General features: G+C 61.8%; 16 protein-coding genes and 1 pseudogene. 2 read left to right on the top strand and 15 right to left on the bottom strand.

All coding sequences use genetic code 11. The features are described from left to right. Positions 1-11 precede the first annotated feature (11 nt). The 12 genes and pseudogenes from hutI to hutC all read right to left on the bottom strand — a co-directional run bounded on the left by hutI (position 12) and on the right by hutC (position 13,740). The gene (hutI, locus tag AO268_RS16035; RefSeq protein WP_099169229.1) at positions 12-1,217 is read right to left on the bottom strand and encodes an imidazolonepropionase; all 1,206 of its coding nucleotides are present in this window, start codon (positions 1,215-1,217) and stop codon (positions 12-14) included. A 15-nt stretch (positions 1,218-1,232) separates the two neighbouring features. After that, on the bottom strand, positions 1,233-2,642 hold the full coding sequence (locus AO268_RS16040; RefSeq protein ID WP_076961688.1) for an amino acid permease: 1,410 nt from the start codon (positions 2,640-2,642) through the stop codon (positions 1,233-1,235). A 110-nt stretch (positions 2,643-2,752) separates the two neighbouring features. After that, the gene (hutH, locus tag AO268_RS16045) at positions 2,753-4,291 is read right to left on the bottom strand and encodes a histidine ammonia-lyase (protein WP_090412821.1); all 1,539 of its coding nucleotides are present in this window, start codon (positions 4,289-4,291) and stop codon (positions 2,753-2,755) included. Between the two features lie 19 nt (positions 4,292-4,310). Beyond that, on the bottom strand, positions 4,311-5,834 hold the full coding sequence (locus AO268_RS16050) for an HAL/PAL/TAL family ammonia-lyase (protein WP_076961785.1): 1,524 nt from the start codon (positions 5,832-5,834) through the stop codon (positions 4,311-4,313). Between the two features lie 34 nt (positions 5,835-5,868). Further along, positions 5,869-5,940: pseudogene (locus AO268_RS33790) on the bottom strand (hypothetical protein); the annotation flags it as partial. Positions 5,941-5,974: 34 nt separating this feature from the next. After that, on the bottom strand, positions 5,975-6,799 hold the full coding sequence (locus AO268_RS16055; protein WP_099169230.1) for a quaternary amine ABC transporter ATP-binding protein: 825 nt from the start codon (positions 6,797-6,799) through the stop codon (positions 5,975-5,977). Continuing rightward, positions 6,796-7,647 (bottom strand): ABC transporter permease, encoded by an 852-nt coding sequence (locus tag AO268_RS16060; RefSeq protein WP_099169231.1) that lies wholly within the window; start codon positions 7,645-7,647, stop codon positions 6,796-6,798. Before AO268_RS16060 ends, AO268_RS16055 begins: the two co-directional genes overlap by 4 nt. Positions 7,648-7,719: 72 nt before the next feature. After that, complete coding sequence (locus AO268_RS16065) at positions 7,720-8,688, bottom strand: ABC transporter substrate-binding protein (protein WP_099169232.1); 969 nt, start codon at positions 8,686-8,688, stop codon at positions 7,720-7,722. A gap of 68 nt (positions 8,689-8,756) precedes the next feature. Then, positions 8,757-10,220 carry a purine-cytosine permease family protein gene (locus AO268_RS16070; protein ID WP_099169233.1) on the bottom strand — a complete coding sequence of 488 codons (1,464 nt, stop codon included), beginning with the start codon at positions 10,218-10,220 and terminating at the stop codon, positions 8,757-8,759. Positions 10,221-10,395: 175 nt separating this feature from the next. Next, positions 10,396-12,081 carry a urocanate hydratase gene (hutU, locus tag AO268_RS16080; RefSeq protein ID WP_099169235.1) on the bottom strand — a complete coding sequence of 562 codons (1,686 nt, stop codon included), beginning with the start codon at positions 12,079-12,081 and terminating at the stop codon, positions 10,396-10,398. A 391-nt stretch (positions 12,082-12,472) separates the two neighbouring features. Next, positions 12,473-13,033, bottom strand: a complete 561-nt coding sequence (locus AO268_RS16085) for a HutD/Ves family protein (RefSeq protein ID WP_076961682.1) — start codon at positions 13,031-13,033, stop codon at positions 12,473-12,475. After that, on the bottom strand, positions 13,030-13,740 hold the full coding sequence (gene hutC, locus AO268_RS16090; protein ID WP_236309029.1) for a histidine utilization repressor: 711 nt from the start codon (positions 13,738-13,740) through the stop codon (positions 13,030-13,032). Before hutC ends, AO268_RS16085 begins: the two co-directional genes overlap by 4 nt. Before the next feature lie 147 nt (positions 13,741-13,887). On the opposite strand from hutC, the gene AO268_RS16095 reads away from it, so the two are divergent. Next, on the top strand, positions 13,888-15,252 hold the full coding sequence (locus AO268_RS16095; protein ID WP_076961680.1) for a formimidoylglutamate deiminase: 1,365 nt from the start codon (positions 13,888-13,890) through the stop codon (positions 15,250-15,252). 202 nt (positions 15,253-15,454) lie between these two features. On the opposite strand, the gene AO268_RS16100 is transcribed toward AO268_RS16095, so the two are convergent. Together AO268_RS16100 and AO268_RS16105 are read right to left on the bottom strand one after the other, a co-directional pair. Beyond that, a complete protein-coding gene (locus tag AO268_RS16100; protein ID WP_076961679.1) occupies positions 15,455-16,024 on the bottom strand; it encodes a lipocalin family protein in 570 nt (189 codons plus the stop codon). 30 nt (positions 16,025-16,054) lie between these two features. Beyond that, a complete protein-coding gene (locus AO268_RS16105; RefSeq protein WP_038445326.1) occupies positions 16,055-16,309 on the bottom strand; it encodes a lipoprotein in 255 nt (84 codons plus the stop codon). Positions 16,310-16,629: 320 nt separating this feature from the next. On the opposite strand from AO268_RS16105, the gene AO268_RS16115 reads away from it, so the two are divergent. Then, positions 16,630-16,812, top strand: coding sequence for a hypothetical protein (locus AO268_RS16115; protein WP_076961678.1), 183 nt, complete (start codon positions 16,630-16,632; stop codon positions 16,810-16,812). Between the two features lie 34 nt (positions 16,813-16,846). Here the strand turns inward: AO268_RS16115 and AO268_RS16120 are convergent, their stop codons facing one another. After that, complete coding sequence (locus AO268_RS16120; protein ID WP_057437154.1) at positions 16,847-17,857, bottom strand: class 1 fructose-bisphosphatase; 1,011 nt, start codon at positions 17,855-17,857, stop codon at positions 16,847-16,849. Positions 17,858-17,914 lie beyond the last annotated feature (57 nt).

Raw genomic sequence — 17,914 nt, forward strand, 5'->3', positions numbered from 1 at the left:
AACGGTACTCCTTACACAGTGACGTCGACGCCATGGCGCACGACGCGTTTATCCAACTCGCCACCCAGCCAGTAGGCCAGGTCGGCGGGGCGATCGATCTGCCAGGCAACAAAGTCCGCAACCTTGCCCACTTCCAGCGAGCCGTGGGTGTCGCCCATGCCCAGGGCCGTGGCGGCATGCCGGGTGGCACCGGCCAGGGCTTCTTCCGGGGTCATGCGGAACAGGGTGCAGGCCATGTTCAGCATCAGGCGCAGTGACAAGGCTGGGGATGTGCCGGGGTTGAGGTCGCTGGCGATGGCGATCTGCACCCCGTGCTTGCGCAAGGCATCCATCGGCGGCAACTGGGTTTCGCGCAAAAAGTAGAACGCCCCCGGCAGCAACACAGCGACGGTGCCGGCTGCGGCCATGGCGATGGCGTCTTCTTCGGTCATGAACTCCAGGTGATCCGCCGACAGCGCCTGATACCGCGCCGCCAGGCTCGAGCCGTGCAGCGACGACAGTTGCTCGGCATGCAGTTTTACCGGCAAGCCCAAACGCTGGGCGACTTTAAACATACGCTCGACCTGCTCGGTGGAAAACGCCAGGTATTCGCAGAACGCATCCACCGCATCCACCAACCCTTCTGCGGCCAGGGCTGGCAGCATCTCGTTGCAGATGTGTTCGATATAGTCGTCGGCGCGATCCTTGTATTCCGGCGGTAAGGCATGGGCTGCCAGGCATGTAGCGCGCACGCTGACCGGCAGTTCCTGGCCCAGGCGCCGGGCCACCCGCAGCATCTTGCGCTCATTAGCCAGGTCCAGGCCGTAGCCGGACTTGATCTCCACCGTGGTCACGCCATCGCGCAGCAAACTGCGCAGGCGCTGGCGGCTGCTGTCGAACAGCTCGTCCTCGCTCGCCGCACGGGTGGCGCGTACGGTGCTGGCGATGCCGCCACCGGCTGCGGCGATCTCGGCGTAGCTCACGCCCTGCAGGCGCTGCTCGAATTCGCCGCTGCGGTTGCCGCCAAATACCGCGTGGGTATGGCAGTCGATCAGCCCCGGCGTGACCCAGGCCCCTTGCAAGTCATGGGTCTGCGCGTAGTCGCCAGGCGGCAGCTCGGCGCGGGGGCCGATCCACTCGATCAGCGTACCGGCCGTGACCATGGCGCCATCCTCGATGATCGAGTACTCGCCCCGGGCCATGGTTGCGATGTGGCAGTGTTGCCAAAGCGTTTTCATCAACGCCTCCCTAAGTTATCGGTGAGACAAAGCCGGGTCGTAATCGACCTTGGCCGCTTGCCCGGCCGCAGGCTTGACCCACAGCAGGTAGGCCACGACCAGCAGCACAATCCACGCGGCGCCCACCAGCAGCGCGGCCTGGGTGTCCGGGAAGTAGCCCAGTACGCCAAAAATAAACAGCATGAACACAATGGCCGCCGCCGGCGCATAGGGCCAGAACGGCACCGGGAATTTCAGTTCAGCGATCTGTTCCTTGCTCATCGAGCGGCGCATTGCCACCTGCGTGACCAGGATCATCAACCACACCCACACGGTGGCGAACGTGGCAATCGAGGCAATCACCAGGAACACGTTTTCCGGGATCAGGTAGTTCAACACCACACCGCCCAGCAGCGCCGCGCCCATCACCACCACGGTCATCCATGGCACACCGTGGCGCGACAGTTGCGCAAAGCCCTTGGGCGCCTGCCCTTGCTGGGCCAGGCCGTACATCATGCGGCCGGCGCCGAAGATGTCACTGTTGATGGCCGAGACCGCCGCCGAGATCACCACGATATTGAGGATGGTCGCCGCCGAGCCAATCCCCAGGTTGCTGAAGATCTGCACGAATGGGCTGCCCTGGCTGCCGATCTGCGGCCATGGGTAGATGGCCATCAGCACAAACAGGGTCAGCACGTAGAACAGCAGGATGCGCAGCGGCACCGCGTTGATCGCCTTGGGGATTACCCGCTGCGGGTCCTTGGCTTCGCCGGCGGTGATGCCGATGATTTCGATGCCGCCAAAGGCAAACATCACCACCGCAAACGAGGCGATCAAGCCGCCCACACCATTGGGCATAAAGCCGCCATGGGCCCACAGGTTGCTCAAGCCGCTGGCCGGGGCGTCGCCCGCCGAATGCACGCCGAACAGCATGATGCCGAACCCGCCGAGGATCATTGCGACAATCGCGCCGACCTTGAGCAGTGACAGCCAGAACTCCATTTCGCCAAACACTTTGACGTTGCACAGGTTCAGCCCGCCGATCAGCAGGACAATGCCGAGCACCCAGACCCAGCGGGCGACTTCGGGAAACCAGAAGCCCATATAGATGCCGAAGGCGGTGACGTCCGCCAGGCAGACGATGATCATTTCAAAGGCGTAGGTCCAGCCGAGGATAAAACCGGCCATCGGCCCCAGGTAGGTGCTGGCGTACTGGCCAAACGAGCCGGACACCGGATTGTGCACGGCCATTTCGCCGAGGGCGCGCATCACCATGAACACCGCGGCGCCGCCGATCAGGTAGGCCAGCAACACCGCCGGGCCGGCCATTTGGATAGCCGAGGCGGAGCCGTAGAACAGCCCGGTGCCGATCGCCGACCCCAGTGCCATGAAGCGAATATGACGGGCGGTCAGCCCGCGTTTGAGACCTTGTGCTTGCTGGTGCATTTCTCGTCCCTAATTATTGTTATCCAGAGAGAATCCGAACCTATGGGCGATCACCTGTGGGAGCTGTCGAGCCTTGGCGAGACAGCTCCCACACGGGACCGGGGTGCTGCTTAGAGACTTGGCAGCAGCTTGGCCGGCACCAACTCATTCAGGCAGCGACTGGCCAGCAGCTCGCTGGCGGCGTTGATGTCCGGGGCGAAGAAGCGGTCCTTGTCATAGAACCCCACTTTGGCGCGCAGGATGCCACGGGCCTTTTCCAGCTTCGGCGAGGTTTTCAGGCCATCGCGCAGGTCCAGGCCCTGGCAGGCGGCCAGCCATTCCACCGCGAGAATCCCCCGGGTGTTTTCAGCCATTTCCCACAGGCGCTTGCCAGCAGCCGGCGCCATCGACACGTGGTCTTCCTGGTTGGCGGAGGTGGGCAGGCTGTCGACACTATGGGGATGGGACAACGCCTTGTTCTCGCTGGCCAACGCCGCAGCGGTCACCTGGGCGATCATGAAACCGGAGTTGACCCCGCCATTGCCCACCAGGAACGGCGGCAGTTGCGACATGTGCTTGTCCATCATCAACGAAATACGGCGCTCGCTCAGGGAGCCGATTTCGGCGATGGCCAGGGCCATGTTGTCGGCGGCCATCGCCACCGGTTCGGCGTGGAAGTTACCGCCGGAGATCACATCGCCTTCAGCGGCGAATACCAGCGGGTTATCCGAGACTGCGTTGGCTTCAACCACCAACACGTCGGCCGCCTGGCGGAACTGGGTCAGGCAGGCGCCCATGACTTGCGGCTGGCAACGCAGGGAGTACGGGTCTTGCACCTTGTCGCAGTTCTGGTGGGACTGGGACACCTGGCTGCTGTCGCCGAGCAGGTCGCGATACGCGGCCGCCGAATCAATCTGCCCACGTTGGCCACGGGCTGCATGGATGCGCGGGTCGAACGGTGAACGCGAACCCAGTACCGCTTCCACAGTCAGGCCGCCACAGGCGATAGCGGCGGCGAACAGGTCTTCGCCTTCAAACAGACCACGCAGGGCGTAGGCGGTGGAGACCTGGGTGCCGTTGAGCAGCGCCAGGCCTTCCTTGGCAGCCAGGGTCAGGGGCGTGAGGCCGGCGACTTTCAGCGCTTCGGTCGCCTCCAGCCACTCACCTTTGTAACGGGCCTTGCCTTCGCCCAGCAGCACCAGGGACATATGGGCCAACGGCGCCAAGTCACCGGACGCGCCCACCGAGCCCTTGAGCGGGATATGCGGGTAGACCTCGGCGTTGATCAAGGCGATCAGCGCGTCGATCACCTGGCGGCGAATCCCGGAGAAACCCCGGCTCAGGCTGTTGACCTTGAGCACCATCACCAAACGCACCAGTGCATCGCTGATCGGCTCGCCGACGCCCGCCGCGTGGGACAACACCAGGGAGCGCTGGAGGTTTTCCAGGTCTTCGCTGGCGATACGGGTCGAGGCCAGCAGGCCGAAACCGGTGTTGATGCCATAGGCGGTGCGGTTCTCGGCGAGAATCTGCTCGACACAGGCCACACTGGCTTCGATCTGCGCCGAGGCGCTGTCATCCAGGCTGAGGGTTACCGGCTGCTGGTAGATGGCCCGCAGTTGGGCAAGGCTCAGTTGGCCTGGAATCAGATTTAGCGCAGTCACATTCATGCTCCTTTTGAAATAGGGTTCAGTGCACATTTGGTAAAGTGTGGTTCAGCAAATCGGTGTTCTTGAGCAGGGCCGCCGTGGTCGCAATATCCGGCGCCAGCCAGCGGTCCTGTTCATAAGCCGGGACGTGCTCGCGCAGCAGGCGCCAGGCCGCGTGGGTGCCGGTGCCGAAGCCTTGTTCCTTGAGGAACTCAAAGGCCTGGGCCGCCAGCAGGTATTCGATGGCGAGGATCTGGGTGACATTTGCCAACACCGCGTGCAGCTTGAGCGCGGCGTTGGTGCCCATGCTCAGGTGGTCTTCCTGCAGGCCCGAGGTGACGAAATTGTCGAGCACCGCCGGCTGCGCCAGTTGACGATTCTGCCCACAGAGGGAAGCGGCGACGTACTGCACGATCATCATCCCCGAGTTGACGCCGGGGTTGCTCACCAGGAAGGCCGGCAGGCCGCTGACGTGGGGGTTGATCAGGCGGTCCAGGCGGCGCTCGGCGATGGCGCCGATCTCGGCCATGGCGATGGCCAGCATATCCGCCGCCAGCGCCACGGACTGGCCGTGGGGGTTGGCCTGGGACACCACGCGGTAGTTGTCTGGCGTGCCGAGCAGCAACGGGTTGTCGGTGGCGCCGTTGAGTTCGGTTTCGATCTGCCGGGTGGCGTGCTCCAGTTGATCGCGGGCAGCGCCGTGGACCTGGGGGATCGAACGGATGCTCAGCGCGTCCTGGGTACGAATGCCCCGGCTGGCGGCAATCACCTCGCTGCCCTCGAGCAAGGCCCGCAGGTTGTTGCCGACCTGCTGCATGCCCGGGTGTGGCTTGAGGGCAATGATCTGCTCGTCGAACGCATCGATCTGCCCGCGCTGTGCTTCAAAGCTCATGGCGCCGATCACATCGGCCCATTGCAGCAAATGGTGGGCATCGGCCAGGGCCAGACAGCTCAGGCCGCTCATGCACGGCGTGCCGTTGACCAGGCACAGGCCGTCCTTGGCGCCGAGCACCACCGGCTGCAGGCCTTCGGCGGCCAACGCCGCCTGGGCCGTAACAATCTGGCCGCGATAGCTGACATTTCCCACACCCAGCAAGGCAATGCCGATATGGGCCATATGGGTCAGGTAGCCCACCGAACCCTGGGACGGTACTTGCGGGGTGATGCCATGGTTGAGCAGCGCCAGCAGTGAATGCACCACCTGCGGATGCAGGCCGGACTTGCCCTGGCTGTAGTTGAGGATGGCCGCGCAGATGATGGCGCGGGTCTGTTCATCGCTCAGCAGCGCACCCACACCACAGGCGTGGCTGAGCAGGGTATTGCGCGACAGTTGGCTCAGTTGCTCGCCCTTGAGCGACACATTGCACAAGGCACCCAGGCCGGTGTTGACGCCATAGGCGCGCTCGCCGCTAGTGACAATGCGCTGCACGATGGCCTGGGCATTGTCGATGCGCGCCCAGGCCTGGCCCGACAACGCAAGCTCGGCGCCGAAGCGAGCGACAGCGACCACGTCCTGCCAGTGCAGGGGGGTGTCGGCGATGATGATTTTTTTTGCCTGGGACATCTTCATACCTTCTGGAATTTTTTGCGGCCTTGCCGGCCTCATCCAGGTCGTGGGTGATAAACACGATGGTCTTGTGCAGGGTCTTTTGCAGTTCCAGCAACTGGTCNGATGAGGCCCGCCAATTCACCACAAGGCTCGGTTCAGACCACCGCCGCCCGCCGCTGAACAAACCGGTCCACATACTCATCCGCCGGCGAATGCAGGATCTCCCGCGGCGTGCCGACCTGGATCAGCTGGCCGTCCTTGAGGATGGCGATGCGGTTGCCGATGCGCACGGCCTCATCCAGGTCGTGGGTGATAAACACGATGGTCTTGTGCAGGGTCTTTTGCAGTTCCAGCAACTGGTCCTGCATCTCGGCGCGGATCAGCGGGTCGAGGGCACTGAACGCTTCGTCCATCAGGATGATGTCGGTGTCAGCCGCCAGGGCCCGGGCCAGGCCCACCCGTTGGCGCATGCCGCCCGACAACTGGTGCGGGTATTTGCTTTCGTAGCCCTTCAAACCCACGGTTGCGATCCAGTGCAAGGCACGCTCGGTGCACACTTGCTTGGTTTCACCGCGTACTTTCAAGCCATAGGCCACATTGTCCAGCACACTCTTGTGGGGCAGCAGGCCGAAGCTCTGGAACACCATGCTGATCTTGTGCCGGCGGAACTGGCGCAGGGCGTCCATGTCCAGTTGCAGGATGTCTTCGCCGTCCACCAGGATCGCGCCACTGGTGGGGTCGATCAGGCGGTTGAAGTGGCGCACCAGGGTGGACTTGCCGGAACCCGACAGGCCCATGATCACAAAGATCTCGCCGGTGCCGATGCTCAGGGACAAGTCATTTACGCCCACCACGCAACCGGTCTGCGCCAGCACCTGGTCCTTGGTCTGGCCCTGGCCAATCAGCGCCAGGGCTTCCTTGTCACGGGCGCCGAAAATCTTGAACACGTTTTTCACTTCGATCTTGCTGATAGTAGTCATTTGCTCGCCTCATGCCGTGGACGACCATAGGCCTGGGTAATGCGGTCGATGACCACTGCGAGAATCACAATCGCCAGGCCGGCCTCCAGGCCGCGCCCGACGTTAAGGGTCTGGATGCCCACCAGTACATCTTCACCCAGGCCACGGGCGCCGATCATCGAGGCGATCACCACCATCGACAGGGCCATCATGGTGGTCTGGTTGATCCCGGCCATGATGCTCGGCAGGGCCAGCGGCAGTTGCACGCCAAACAGTTGCTGCCAGCGGTTGGCGCCGAAGGCATTGATGGCTTCCATCACTTCCCGATCCACCTGGCGAATGCCCAGGTCGGTCAGGCGAATCAATGGCGGCGCGGCGTAGATCACCGTGGCGAAAATCGCCGGCACCTTGCCCAGGCCAAACAGCATCAGCACCGGGATCAGGTACACGAAGCTGGGCATGGTCTGCATGATGTCCAGCAGCGGCATCAGCACCGAGCGCAGGCGATTGCTGCGCGCCGAGAGGATGCCCAGGGGAATGCCGATCAGCACCGAGATCACCGTGGCCACCATCATCAGCGCCAGGGTCTGTATCAATTTGTCCCACAGGCCGACTGCACCCACCAGGAACAACAGGCCGACGATCACCGCCGTGGTCAGTACCTTGCGGGTGGCGTGCCAGGCAACGCCGCCGACAATCGCCAGCATCAGCCACCAGGGCGCCGCGCGCAGCAGGCCTTCCAGGTTGACGATGGCCCACAGCAAGGTGTCGGAAATCTGCCGGAACACATCACCGTAGTTGGTCACCAGCCCATCGACCCAACCGTTGACCCAGTCGGCGATGGAAAACGTAAAACTCTCAGGAAACATAGCGTGCTCTCGATCCAATGGAGTGTGGCCGGGTGGCCGGCTGCCTGTTCAGGGTAGCCGGGAGCCCTGTGCCTACAAGGCCGCGTCGATTTTCTTGGCCGCGTCTTCACTGACCCAGGCGTGCCAGACTTCCGGGTGTTCCTTGAGGAAAATCTTCGCCAGTTTCGCCGAATCGATGCGCTCTTTACTCATGCGCGCCAGGTTCTGGTTGAGCAGGTCGATCGGCAGGTTGACCTTCTCCAGCACCGCCACCAGTTCCGGGGCCTGCTCGTGGAACGTCTTGGACAAGCCGACCTTGATGGTCACGTTTTTATCCACACCGGGTTTTTCGTCGAGCTTGACCAGGTCCACCTGGCCCATCAGCGGTGTCGGCGACCAGTAGTAGAACAGGATCGGTTCGCCACGCTTGTAGCTCGACAGCACCGCTGCATCCAGCGCCGGGCCGGTGCCTGGGCGAAAGTTGGTGTAGGAGCTTTCCAGGCCATAGCTCTTGAGCATTTCGCTGTTGTCCAGCTCGCAGGTCCAGCCGGCCGGGCAGTTGTAGAAGCGGCCTTTGGCAGGTTCTTCCTGGTCTTTGAATACCGCAGAATACTTGGCCAGGTCGGCGATGTTTTTCAGGTCCGGGGCCTTGGCTTCGAGCTTGCGCTTGGCGTCACCTTCGATCACATAGCGCGGCACGTACCAGCCTTCCACAGCGCCGACCACGGGGGCGCCGACACCCACGACCTTGCCGGCCTTCTCGGCCTTTTTCCACACTTCACTGCGGCCAATCCACTCTTCGGCGAAGATCTGGATATCGTTGCTGCTCAGGGCGTTTTCCATGGTGATGGAGTTGCCCGGCAGGCTATCGGTTTTGCAGTCGTAGCCTTTTTCCAGCACTACTTGCAGCACGTCGGTCAGCAACATGCCGCTTTCCCAGTTCAGGCCGGCGAATTTCACCGGTTTGCCCGACTCGCACCAGCCGGCCGCCTGGGTGGCGCCAGCGCTGGCCAGCAGGCCGGCGGCGAGCAATGGGGTCAGCAGGGTCTTATACATTCTCATTATGTGACGCTCCCAATCATGAAATGGATTACGGCAGTCAAAAGGCATCCTGCCTTGTCCACGTCCCATCAGGCCTGTGCAATCAGCCCGTTGTTTTTGGCGCTGGGTGTAGCGCCCTGCTCTACCGGCAGGATCAGTCGTTCCGGTATTGCGCCGTGCCATTTTTTCGCACACACGTAATACAGGGCAGCGGGCAGTACCAGGCCGATGATCCAGGAAATATCCACACCCCCCAGGCTGGCCACCAGGGGCCCCGTGTAGAACTTGGTGGCGATGAACGGCAATTGCACCAGCACCCCGAACACATAGACGCTGATACCCAGCGGGTTCCAGCGGCCATAGCGACCGTTCGGATCGGCCAGCGCCGGCACGTCATAGCGATCGCGGGTGATGCAGTAGTAGTCCACCAGGTTGATCGCGCTCCAGGGCGTAAAGAACGCCAGCAAAAACAGGATGAAGGACTTGAACGCACTGAGGAACGAGTGCTGGCCAAGCAACGCAATCAGGGTCGCCGCGCCGACGATCAGCAGCACGAAGACCAGGCGCTGCAAACGCGTGACCTCCATGCGTCCACGAAAGCCGCTGATGATGGTGGCAATGCACATGAAGCTGCCGTAAGAGTTCAGCGTGGAAATGGTGACCTTGCCGAACGCGATGCTGAAGTACAGCAATGCCGCCGTAGCCCCCGTGCCGCCCAGGCCCACGATGTAGGCCACTTCGTTACCGGCAAACTGCCCGTTGGACATGGCGGCGGCAAACACGCCGAGGATCATCGCCACCTGTGCGCCAATGACCGAACCTGCGCCTGCGGCCAGAAAGGTTTTCAGCGAAGACGTGTGGCGCGGCAGATAGCGGGAGTAGTCCGCCACGTAAGGCCCGAAGGCGATCTGCCAGGAGGCCGCAAGCGACACCGCGAGCAAGAAGCTGCTCCAGCTGAAATGACGGATTTGCAGGAGCGCCCCCACATCGGTCTGGCTCATCAGGCGGCTGAACAGGTAGACAAAGGCAACCACCCCAATGACGCTGGCGACACGCCCGATGAAATGGATCACCCGATACCCGAGCACCGTGACCAGCACGATGACACTGGCAAAGATCAGGATGCCAACGCTGTCGCTGACCCCAAACAACTGGCCCAGCGCCTGGCCGGACAGCACGGTGCCGGTGGCGGTGAAACCCAGGTACATCAAACACACCAGCACAATCGGGATGGCCGCGCCATACACACCGAACTGCACCCGGCTGGAAATCATCTGCGGCAGGCCCAGCCTGGGCCCTTGCGCCGCATGCAACGCCATTACCCCACCGCCCAGCAGTTGACCGATCAACAGACCGATCAACGACCAGAACACATCACCGCCCAGCACTACGGCCAGAGCCCCGGTGACAATCGCGGTGATTTGCAGGTTGGCGCCCATCCACAGGGTGAACTGACTCAAGAGACGACCGTGTCTTTCCGCTTCCGGGATGTAGTCGATCGAACGCCTTTCGATCAACGGGGTGGCGCTTGCACGTGCGTCTTTTGCAGCCATGGGTGTTCAACCTCTAATGGATTGTTTTCGGTGGTGCGGATCAAACATGTTTCAAATACACAGCAAGTCAAATGTGGGAGCTGGCTTGCCTGCGATTGCATCACTGTGATCTGCCTGACAGACCCAGTCGCCCGCATCGCAGGCAAGCCAGCTCCCACAGGAACCGAGCCAGGCGTTACTTGATCATTGGCAGGTTCAGGCCCTGCTCCTTGGCGCAATCAATGGCGATCTGATAGCCCGCATCGGCGTGACGCATCACCCCGGTGGCCGGGTCGTTGTGCAGCACGCGGGCAATCCGCTCGGCGGCTTCGTCGGTGCCGTCGCAGACAATCACCATCCCCGAGTGCTGGGAGAAGCCCATGCCCACCCCACCGCCGTGGTGCAGCGAAACCCAGGTCGCGCCGCTGGCGGTGTTGAGCAAGGCGTTGAGCAACGGCCAGTCGGACACGGCATCGGAACCGTCCTGCATGGATTCGGTTTCGCGGTTGGGGCTGGCCACCGAGCCGGAGTCCAGATGGTCACGGCCGATCACCACCGGCGCCGACAGCTCACCACTGCGTACCATTTCGTTGAACGCCAGGCCGAGCTTGGCGCGCTGGCCCAGGCCGACCCAGCAGATGCGCGCCGGCAGGCCCTGGAAGCTGATGCGCTCGCGGGCCATGTCCAGCCAGTTGTGCAGGTGGGCGTCGTCGGGGATCAGCTCCTTGACCTTGGCGTCGGTCTTGTAGATGTCTTGCGGGTCACCCGAGAGGGCCGCCCAACGGAACGGGCCGATGCCACGGCAAAACAGTGGGCGGATGTAAGCCGGGACAAAGCCCGGGAAGTCGAAGGCATTTTCCACGCCTTCTTCCTGCGCCATCTGCCGGATGTTGTTGCCGTAGTCGAAGGTCGGAACCCCCATTTTCTGGAAGGCCAGCATCGCCTGCACGTGCACGGCCATCGATTGCTTGGCGGCCTTGATCACGGCGGCGGGCTCGGTCTTGGCGCGGGCGCGGTATTGCTCCCAGGTCCAGCCGGCGGGCAGGTAGCCATTGAGCGGGTCGTGGGCGCTGGTCTGGTCGGTGACCATGTCCGGGCGTACGCCGCGCTTGACCAGCTCCGGGAGGATTTCGGCCGCGTTGCCCAGCAGCGCGATGGAGATGGCCTTGCCTTCCTTCGTGTACTTGGCGATGCGCGCCAGGGCGTCGTCGAGGTCGGTGGCTTGTTCGTCGACATAACGGCTGTTCAAGCGGAAGTCGATGCTGACCTGCTGGCATTCAATGTTCAGCGAGCACGCACCGGCCAGGGTCGCGGCCAACGGTTGTGCGCCACCCATGCCACCGAGGCCGGCGGTGAGCACCCAACGGCCCTTGAGGTTGGAATCGTAATGCTGGCGACCGGCCTCGACGAAGGTTTCGTAGGTGCCCTGGACGATGCCCTGGCTGCCGATATAGATCCAGCTGCCGGCGGTCATCTGGCCGTACATGGCCAGGCCCTTGGCATCCAGTTCGTTGAAGTGCTCCCAACTGGCCCAGTGCGGCACCAGGTTGGAGTTGGCGATCAGCACGCGCGGGGCATTGCTGTGGGTCTTGAACACACCGACCGGCTTGCCGGATTGCACCAGCAGGGTTTCGTCGTCGTTCAGGTGGGTCAGGCTGTCGACGATCTGGTCGTAGCACTCCCAGTTACGCGCCGCCCGGCCGATACCGCCGTACACCACCAGCTCCTTGGGGTTCTCGGCCACTTGCGGGTCGAGGTTGTTCATCAGCATGCGCAGCGGCGCTTCAGTCAGCCAGCTTTTGGCGGTGAGCGTGTTGCCACGGGCGGCGCGGATTTCAACGTCGCGGTACTTGGTAGGCTTGTTCTGGGAAAAGTCAGTCACAAAAAACTCCTCAGCAATCGATGCGCGAACACGATGGTGCGAAGAGGATGTTTAGCGACTCTTATGCACACACCTTTACTTGTACATACAAGCATATGCAATCAAGCGGCCAACTTGATGAATGGGTGGCTAAGATTTTTTTTCATGGACGCGTAAGCCTCTGAAATCAAGGCTTCCAGGCTTGGTGAAATTTCCTACAGCGATGGTTTAAAAATCCGAGGAGTCGCTACAAAGGCAGGACATTGCGCCCTGCTGGGGCATTCGGTAACAACTTGGTGCGGGACTGGAAACAGATTGTGCAGCCTATGCATAACCCATGTGGGAGCTGGCTTGCCTGCGATAGCCATTTGTCTGACACACCGCAATCGCAGGCAAGCCAGCTCCCACAGGTTTAATCGCGCGGGGTCAGTTCGATCAGGCAGCAGCGGCCAGTCACGCTGATATCCAGCAACCCGACGTTACCGTCCACCTGCAAACAATCATGCTGCCCCAGCACTTCGCCCAGCACCTTCACCTCATCGGCCACGCTGAACACCAGCACGGTGTGCGCGGTGCTGAAAAACTGCTGCACCCCATCCACCCACTGCAAGCGCGCATGGTAACGCTGGGGCGAATAGATCAGGTTGAAGTCGCGAATCGGCCCGGTGATCAGGCGGCATGTCACCTGGCTTTCGCCGCTGAAGGCAAAGGGCTGCAGCGGTAACAACCCACGCTGTTCCTCGCCATCCACGGTCAACACCATGCCCGCGCCCTGGATCACGGTAATCACCCGCTGGTACCCGGCAAACGTGGAAAAGCCGCCCGACTCGCCGATATCGGCAATCGACAGGCGCCAGCCAAAACCGTCCAGGCCCTGGCCGGCATCGCGGGTGATTTCTTCGGTGCTGCCGCCGCCGTTCTTCCACGGCATGCGTACGTAATCGGCAGCGCGCCAGACCTTGACTGCACTCATTTGCTGAAACGTCCTTCAAGGCTATGCCGGGAACCGGGGTGGATCAGGCGTGCGGCGGTCACCGGCTGGCGCCCGGACCAGGTGCGCCGGCGAATCAGCAGGCACGGCTCGCCGGCCTCGATCTGCAAGAGCTTGCATTCCTGCGGGTCGGCCAGGATCGCTTCCACCACATGTTCGCCCTCGGTCAGCGGCGCCACCTGGTTGAGATAGGCATAGGGGGTTTGCTGGGTGAAATCCTGTTGCAGGTATTCGGGGGCGACCAGGGCGTTGACGAAACGGTCCTCGATTTGCACCGGAATATCGTTTTCGTAGTGCACGATCAGCGAGTGGAATACCCGCCCGCCTTCACGCATTTCCAGGGCCACGGCGCGCTCGGAACCCGCGGCTTCTTCGCCCAGGGTAATCACCTGGCAGGTGTGGCGATGGCCACGGGAGGCGATCTCGTCGGCGATGTTATGCACCTCGAACAGCGCCGACTGGCTCTTGGGCTCGGCGACGAAGGTGCCAACACCTTGCATGCGCACCAGCAGCCCTTCGGCGGTCAGTTCGCGCAGGGCCCGGTTGATGGTCATGCGGCTAAAGCCCAGTTGGTTGACCAACTCGCTTTCCGACGGCACGCGATAGTGCGGCGGCCAGTTGCCGTTGAGAATCTGCTGGCTGATCATCTGCTTGACGCGGGCATACAAGGGCGCCGGACTTTCGTCCATGTGGGCAGCCAGCGGGGACTTGGCGGGCGGAGTCGGCACGGGGAATCCTTGCAGGGGGAAAAGATGCATAGATTGCCGGAGTTTACCGAGCAGGCAAACGTCTGTATATGTATATACAAATAAACACACGACCGGGGTGCCTTGATCATGTCCGCTTTCTTTGCCGAACGCGCACTGCTGCCTAATGGATGGGCCACTGATGTACGCCTTGAAGTCAGCGCTGATGGCCTGCTGACCAACGTTGCGGCCAATGCCAGCGCAGACGGCGCCGAACGGCTGAGAGGCCCGTTGTTGCCGGGCATGCCGAACCTGCATTCCCATGCGTTTCAACGGGCCATGGCGGGGCTGGCGGAGGTCGCCGGCAACCCCAATGACAGTTTCTGGACCTGGCGCGACCTGATGTACCGCATGGTCGGCCAGATCAGCCCCGAGCAACTGCAGGTCATCGCCCGCCAGCTGTATATCGAGATGCTCAAGGCCGGCTACACCTCGGTCGCCGAGTTCCACTATGTACACCACGATATCAGCGGCCAGCCTTACAGCGACCCCACCGAACTGTCGCGCCAGATCAGCCTGGCGGCGGCCAGCAGCGGGATCGGCCTGACCTTGCTGCCGGTGCTGTACAGCCACTCGGGCTTTGGCGGCCAGGCGCCGAACGACGGCCAGCGCCGTTTTATCAACAGCACCGATAACTACCTGGACCTGCAGGCACGCTTGCAACCGATCCTGGCGGCACAACCGGCGCAGCAACTGGGCCTGTGCTTCCACTCATTGCGCGCGGTAACGCCGCAACAGATCAGCACAGTGCTGGCCGCCAGCGATAAGGCCTGCCCGGTGCATATCCATATCGCCGAGCAGCAAAAGGAAGTCGACGATTGCCTGGCCTGGAGCGGCAAGCGCCCGCTGCAATGGCTGTATGACAACGTGCACGTCGACCAGCGCTGGTGCCTGGTGCATGCCACCCACGCCAACCCCGACGAAGTGACATTGATGGCCAACAGCCGGGCGATCGCCGGGCTGTGCCTGACCACTGAGGCCAACCTGGGCGACGGGATTTTCCCGGCAGTGGACTTCCTGGCCCAAGGCGGGCGCATGGGCATTGGTTCGGACAGCCATGTGTCCTTGAGCGTGGTCGAAGAACTGCGCTGGCTGGAATACGGCCAGCGCCTGCGCGACCAGCGGCGCAACCGGCTGTACCGCAGCGATCAACCGATGGTCGGCCGCACCCTGTATGACGCGGCGCTGGACGGCGGCGCCCAGGCGCTGGGGCAAACCATTGGCCGCCTGGAAGTGGGCAAGCGTGCGGACTGGCTGGTGCTCGATGGCAATGATCCATACCTGGCCACGGCCCATGAGGATGGCATTCTTAATCGCTGGCTGTTTGCCGGCGGGGATCGGCAGGTGCGGGATGTGCTGGTCAATGGCCAGTGGGTAGTGCGCGATGGGCATCATGCGGGCGAGGAAGAGAGCAGCCGGGCCTTCGCGCAAGTCCTGAGAGACTTGTTGTCTTAAGAACAACCCATAACCCATGTGGGAGCGGGCTTGCCCGCGATAGCCGTGTGTCAGTCGAAATCGTCATCGACTGGCCCGCCGCCATCGCAGGCAAGCCAGCTCCCACATTGGGTAGCGTGGTGCCCTTCTGGCTTTGCAAAAAACCAAAAAAAGAGCGGGCTTTATGGCAAGCCCGCCCTTCTTTACTCGACCTTGTTTCGGGTTACTGCGAGGTCTTGGCCATCTGTTTATCCGACGTACGCCAGATCAACCGTGTGGTGTCGTAACCCTGCTGGCGCGCCCTGCTCAGCAGGTCTTCGCGGGTGTCGGCACTGACAGTCGGCGTGCGTGACAACAGCCACATATAGCGCCGGCTCGGGCTGCCGACGATGGCGGTCTTGTAGTCATCGCTGACATACAACACCCAGTAATCGCCCTTGGTCACGCCCGGCAGCAGGGCGGTGAACCAGTTATTGAATTCGACCCACAGCTTGTCGGTCTTGCCCGGGACCTGCGGCGTAGCCGTGCCCTTGGCTTCTTCCCACTTCCACTCGGTGGTCAGGCAGCGGTTGAACACTGACATGTCGCCATCGGGCAGCAGGGAATAACGGGCCTCGGATTGCGCGCAGTTGCGCTGGAAGTACATGGGCAGACGGGCCAGCTCGTACCAGGTGCCCTGGTAACGCTTGAGGTTGACGCTGCCAACAGTCTTGGGTTGCAGATCATCGCCAGAATGGCTGGCGCAGCCTGCCAAAAACAGGCTGGCGCAAAGGTACAAAACAAAACGCATCATTCTTCTTCTCCCGCAGGCTTGCGCCCCGGTTTACTTCAGGCCTTGCCCGGAAAACATCAGAACTTTGTCACCGGCGTACTGCACGCTGATAAAGCTGTTTTTATCGCCCCAGGTGCAACTGGACATGCCCAGCGCGCCGGAACAATCAGTGGGCTTGCCCAACAGCGACTCCACCTCGGCCTTGGCCATGCCAGCCGAGAGCTTCTGGTAGTTTTCCTGGGTGACCTTGCTGCAAGCGGCCAACAGCACGCAAAAGCACAAGAGGGCGAGACGGCGTAACGACATGGTAGAGCTCCTGGAGGGACACACAGCAGTGGGGGTCTGCCAGAAGCTTAGAAGGGAAAAGGGGGGTCTGGTTCCCGGAGGGGGGTGGTATTTCTTTTTTCTGCCCAGCGTGTATTTACACGACTTCAAACGCAAGTATTGCGTAGATACCGCCTGGCTCGTCATCCCAAAAATTTCATAGCAGCTCTGCGTTAAAATGCGCAGCACTCGCAATCCAGCGACAATGGTGTTCCAGGTACACCGTGTCGCATAGTTTACGACGGCTTCGCTTAAGCTAGACAACTGCTACACCGCGTCTACGACCTGAAGGGGAAAAACAAATGAGCGACAGTCGAAAAACCAATGAAGAATCTCTACAAACCGCAGCGCTACTGGCAATTTTGGCGCAGGGAAACCGAGAGATCGAAGCAGGAAATTTTCAAGATATGGAACAGGTGTTCGGGGAGCTCGACCAAGATCAGCCAACGGAGCAATGCATGAACAAAAACGCCCCAAAGCGCTGAGAACACTTCGGGGCGTCTTTTTTACCGAAAGACCTTACGCCTTGTGGTAACCCGTCACACGCGCCACTTCTTCCTTGGACCCCAGGAACACCGCCACACGCTGGTGCAGGCCTTCAGGCTGGATGTCGAGGATGCGCTGGTGGCCGTCAGTCGACGCACCGCCCGCCTGCTCAACCAGGAACGACATCGGGTTGGCTTCGTACATCAGGCGCAGTTTGCCCGGCTTGGACGGCTCGCGGCTGTCGCGTGGGTACATGAACAGGCCACCACGGGTCAGGATGCGGTGCACGTCGGCAACCATCGCGGCCACCCAGCGCATGTTGAAGTTTTTCTTCAGCGGGCCTTCTTCGCCTTCCATCAGCTCGTTGACGTAGCGCTTGACCGGTTCTTCCCAGTGGCGCTGGTTGGACATGTTGATCGCAAATTCCTGGGTGGAGGCAGGAATGGAGATGTCTTCGTGGGTCAGCACAAAGCTGCCCATTTCGCGGTCCAGGGTAAAGCCCTTGACGCCATCACCCAGGGTCAGCACCAGCATGGTCTGCGGGCCGTAGATCGCATAGCCGGCAGCAACCTGTTCGGTGCCTGGCTGCAGGAAGGCCTTTTCGTTCAGCGCTTCGTTCTGGCTCAGGTATTCGTTAGGGCAACGCAGCACCGAGAAGATGGTGCCGACTGGCGCGTTGATGTCGATGTTCGACGAGCCGTCCAGCGGGTCGAATACCAGCAGGTACGCGCCTTTAGGGTATTTGCCCGGGATCTGGTAGGCATTGTCCATTTCTTCGGACGCCATGCCGGCCAGGTGACCGCCCCATTCGTTGGCTTCGAGCAGGATTTCGTTGGAAATCACGTCGAGTTTCTTCTGCACTTCGCCTTGCACGTTTTCAGTGCCCATGCTGCCCAGGACACCGCCCAGCGCGCCCTTGGACACGGCGTGGCTGATTTCCTTGCAAGCACGCGCCACCACTTCGATCAGGAAGCGCAGATCGGCAGGGGTGTTGTTGCTGCGGGTCTGCTCAATCAAATAGCGACTCAGGGTAACGCGGGACATGGACGGCTCCGGAGAATGGGGGGGGCTAAAAACCCGCGCAGTTTAGCGCGAGTCGGG

The organism is Pseudomonas sp. ICMP 8385 (genome assembly GCF_002699915.1).
Taxonomy (GTDB): domain Bacteria; phylum Pseudomonadota; class Gammaproteobacteria; order Pseudomonadales; family Pseudomonadaceae; genus Aquipseudomonas; species Aquipseudomonas gessardii.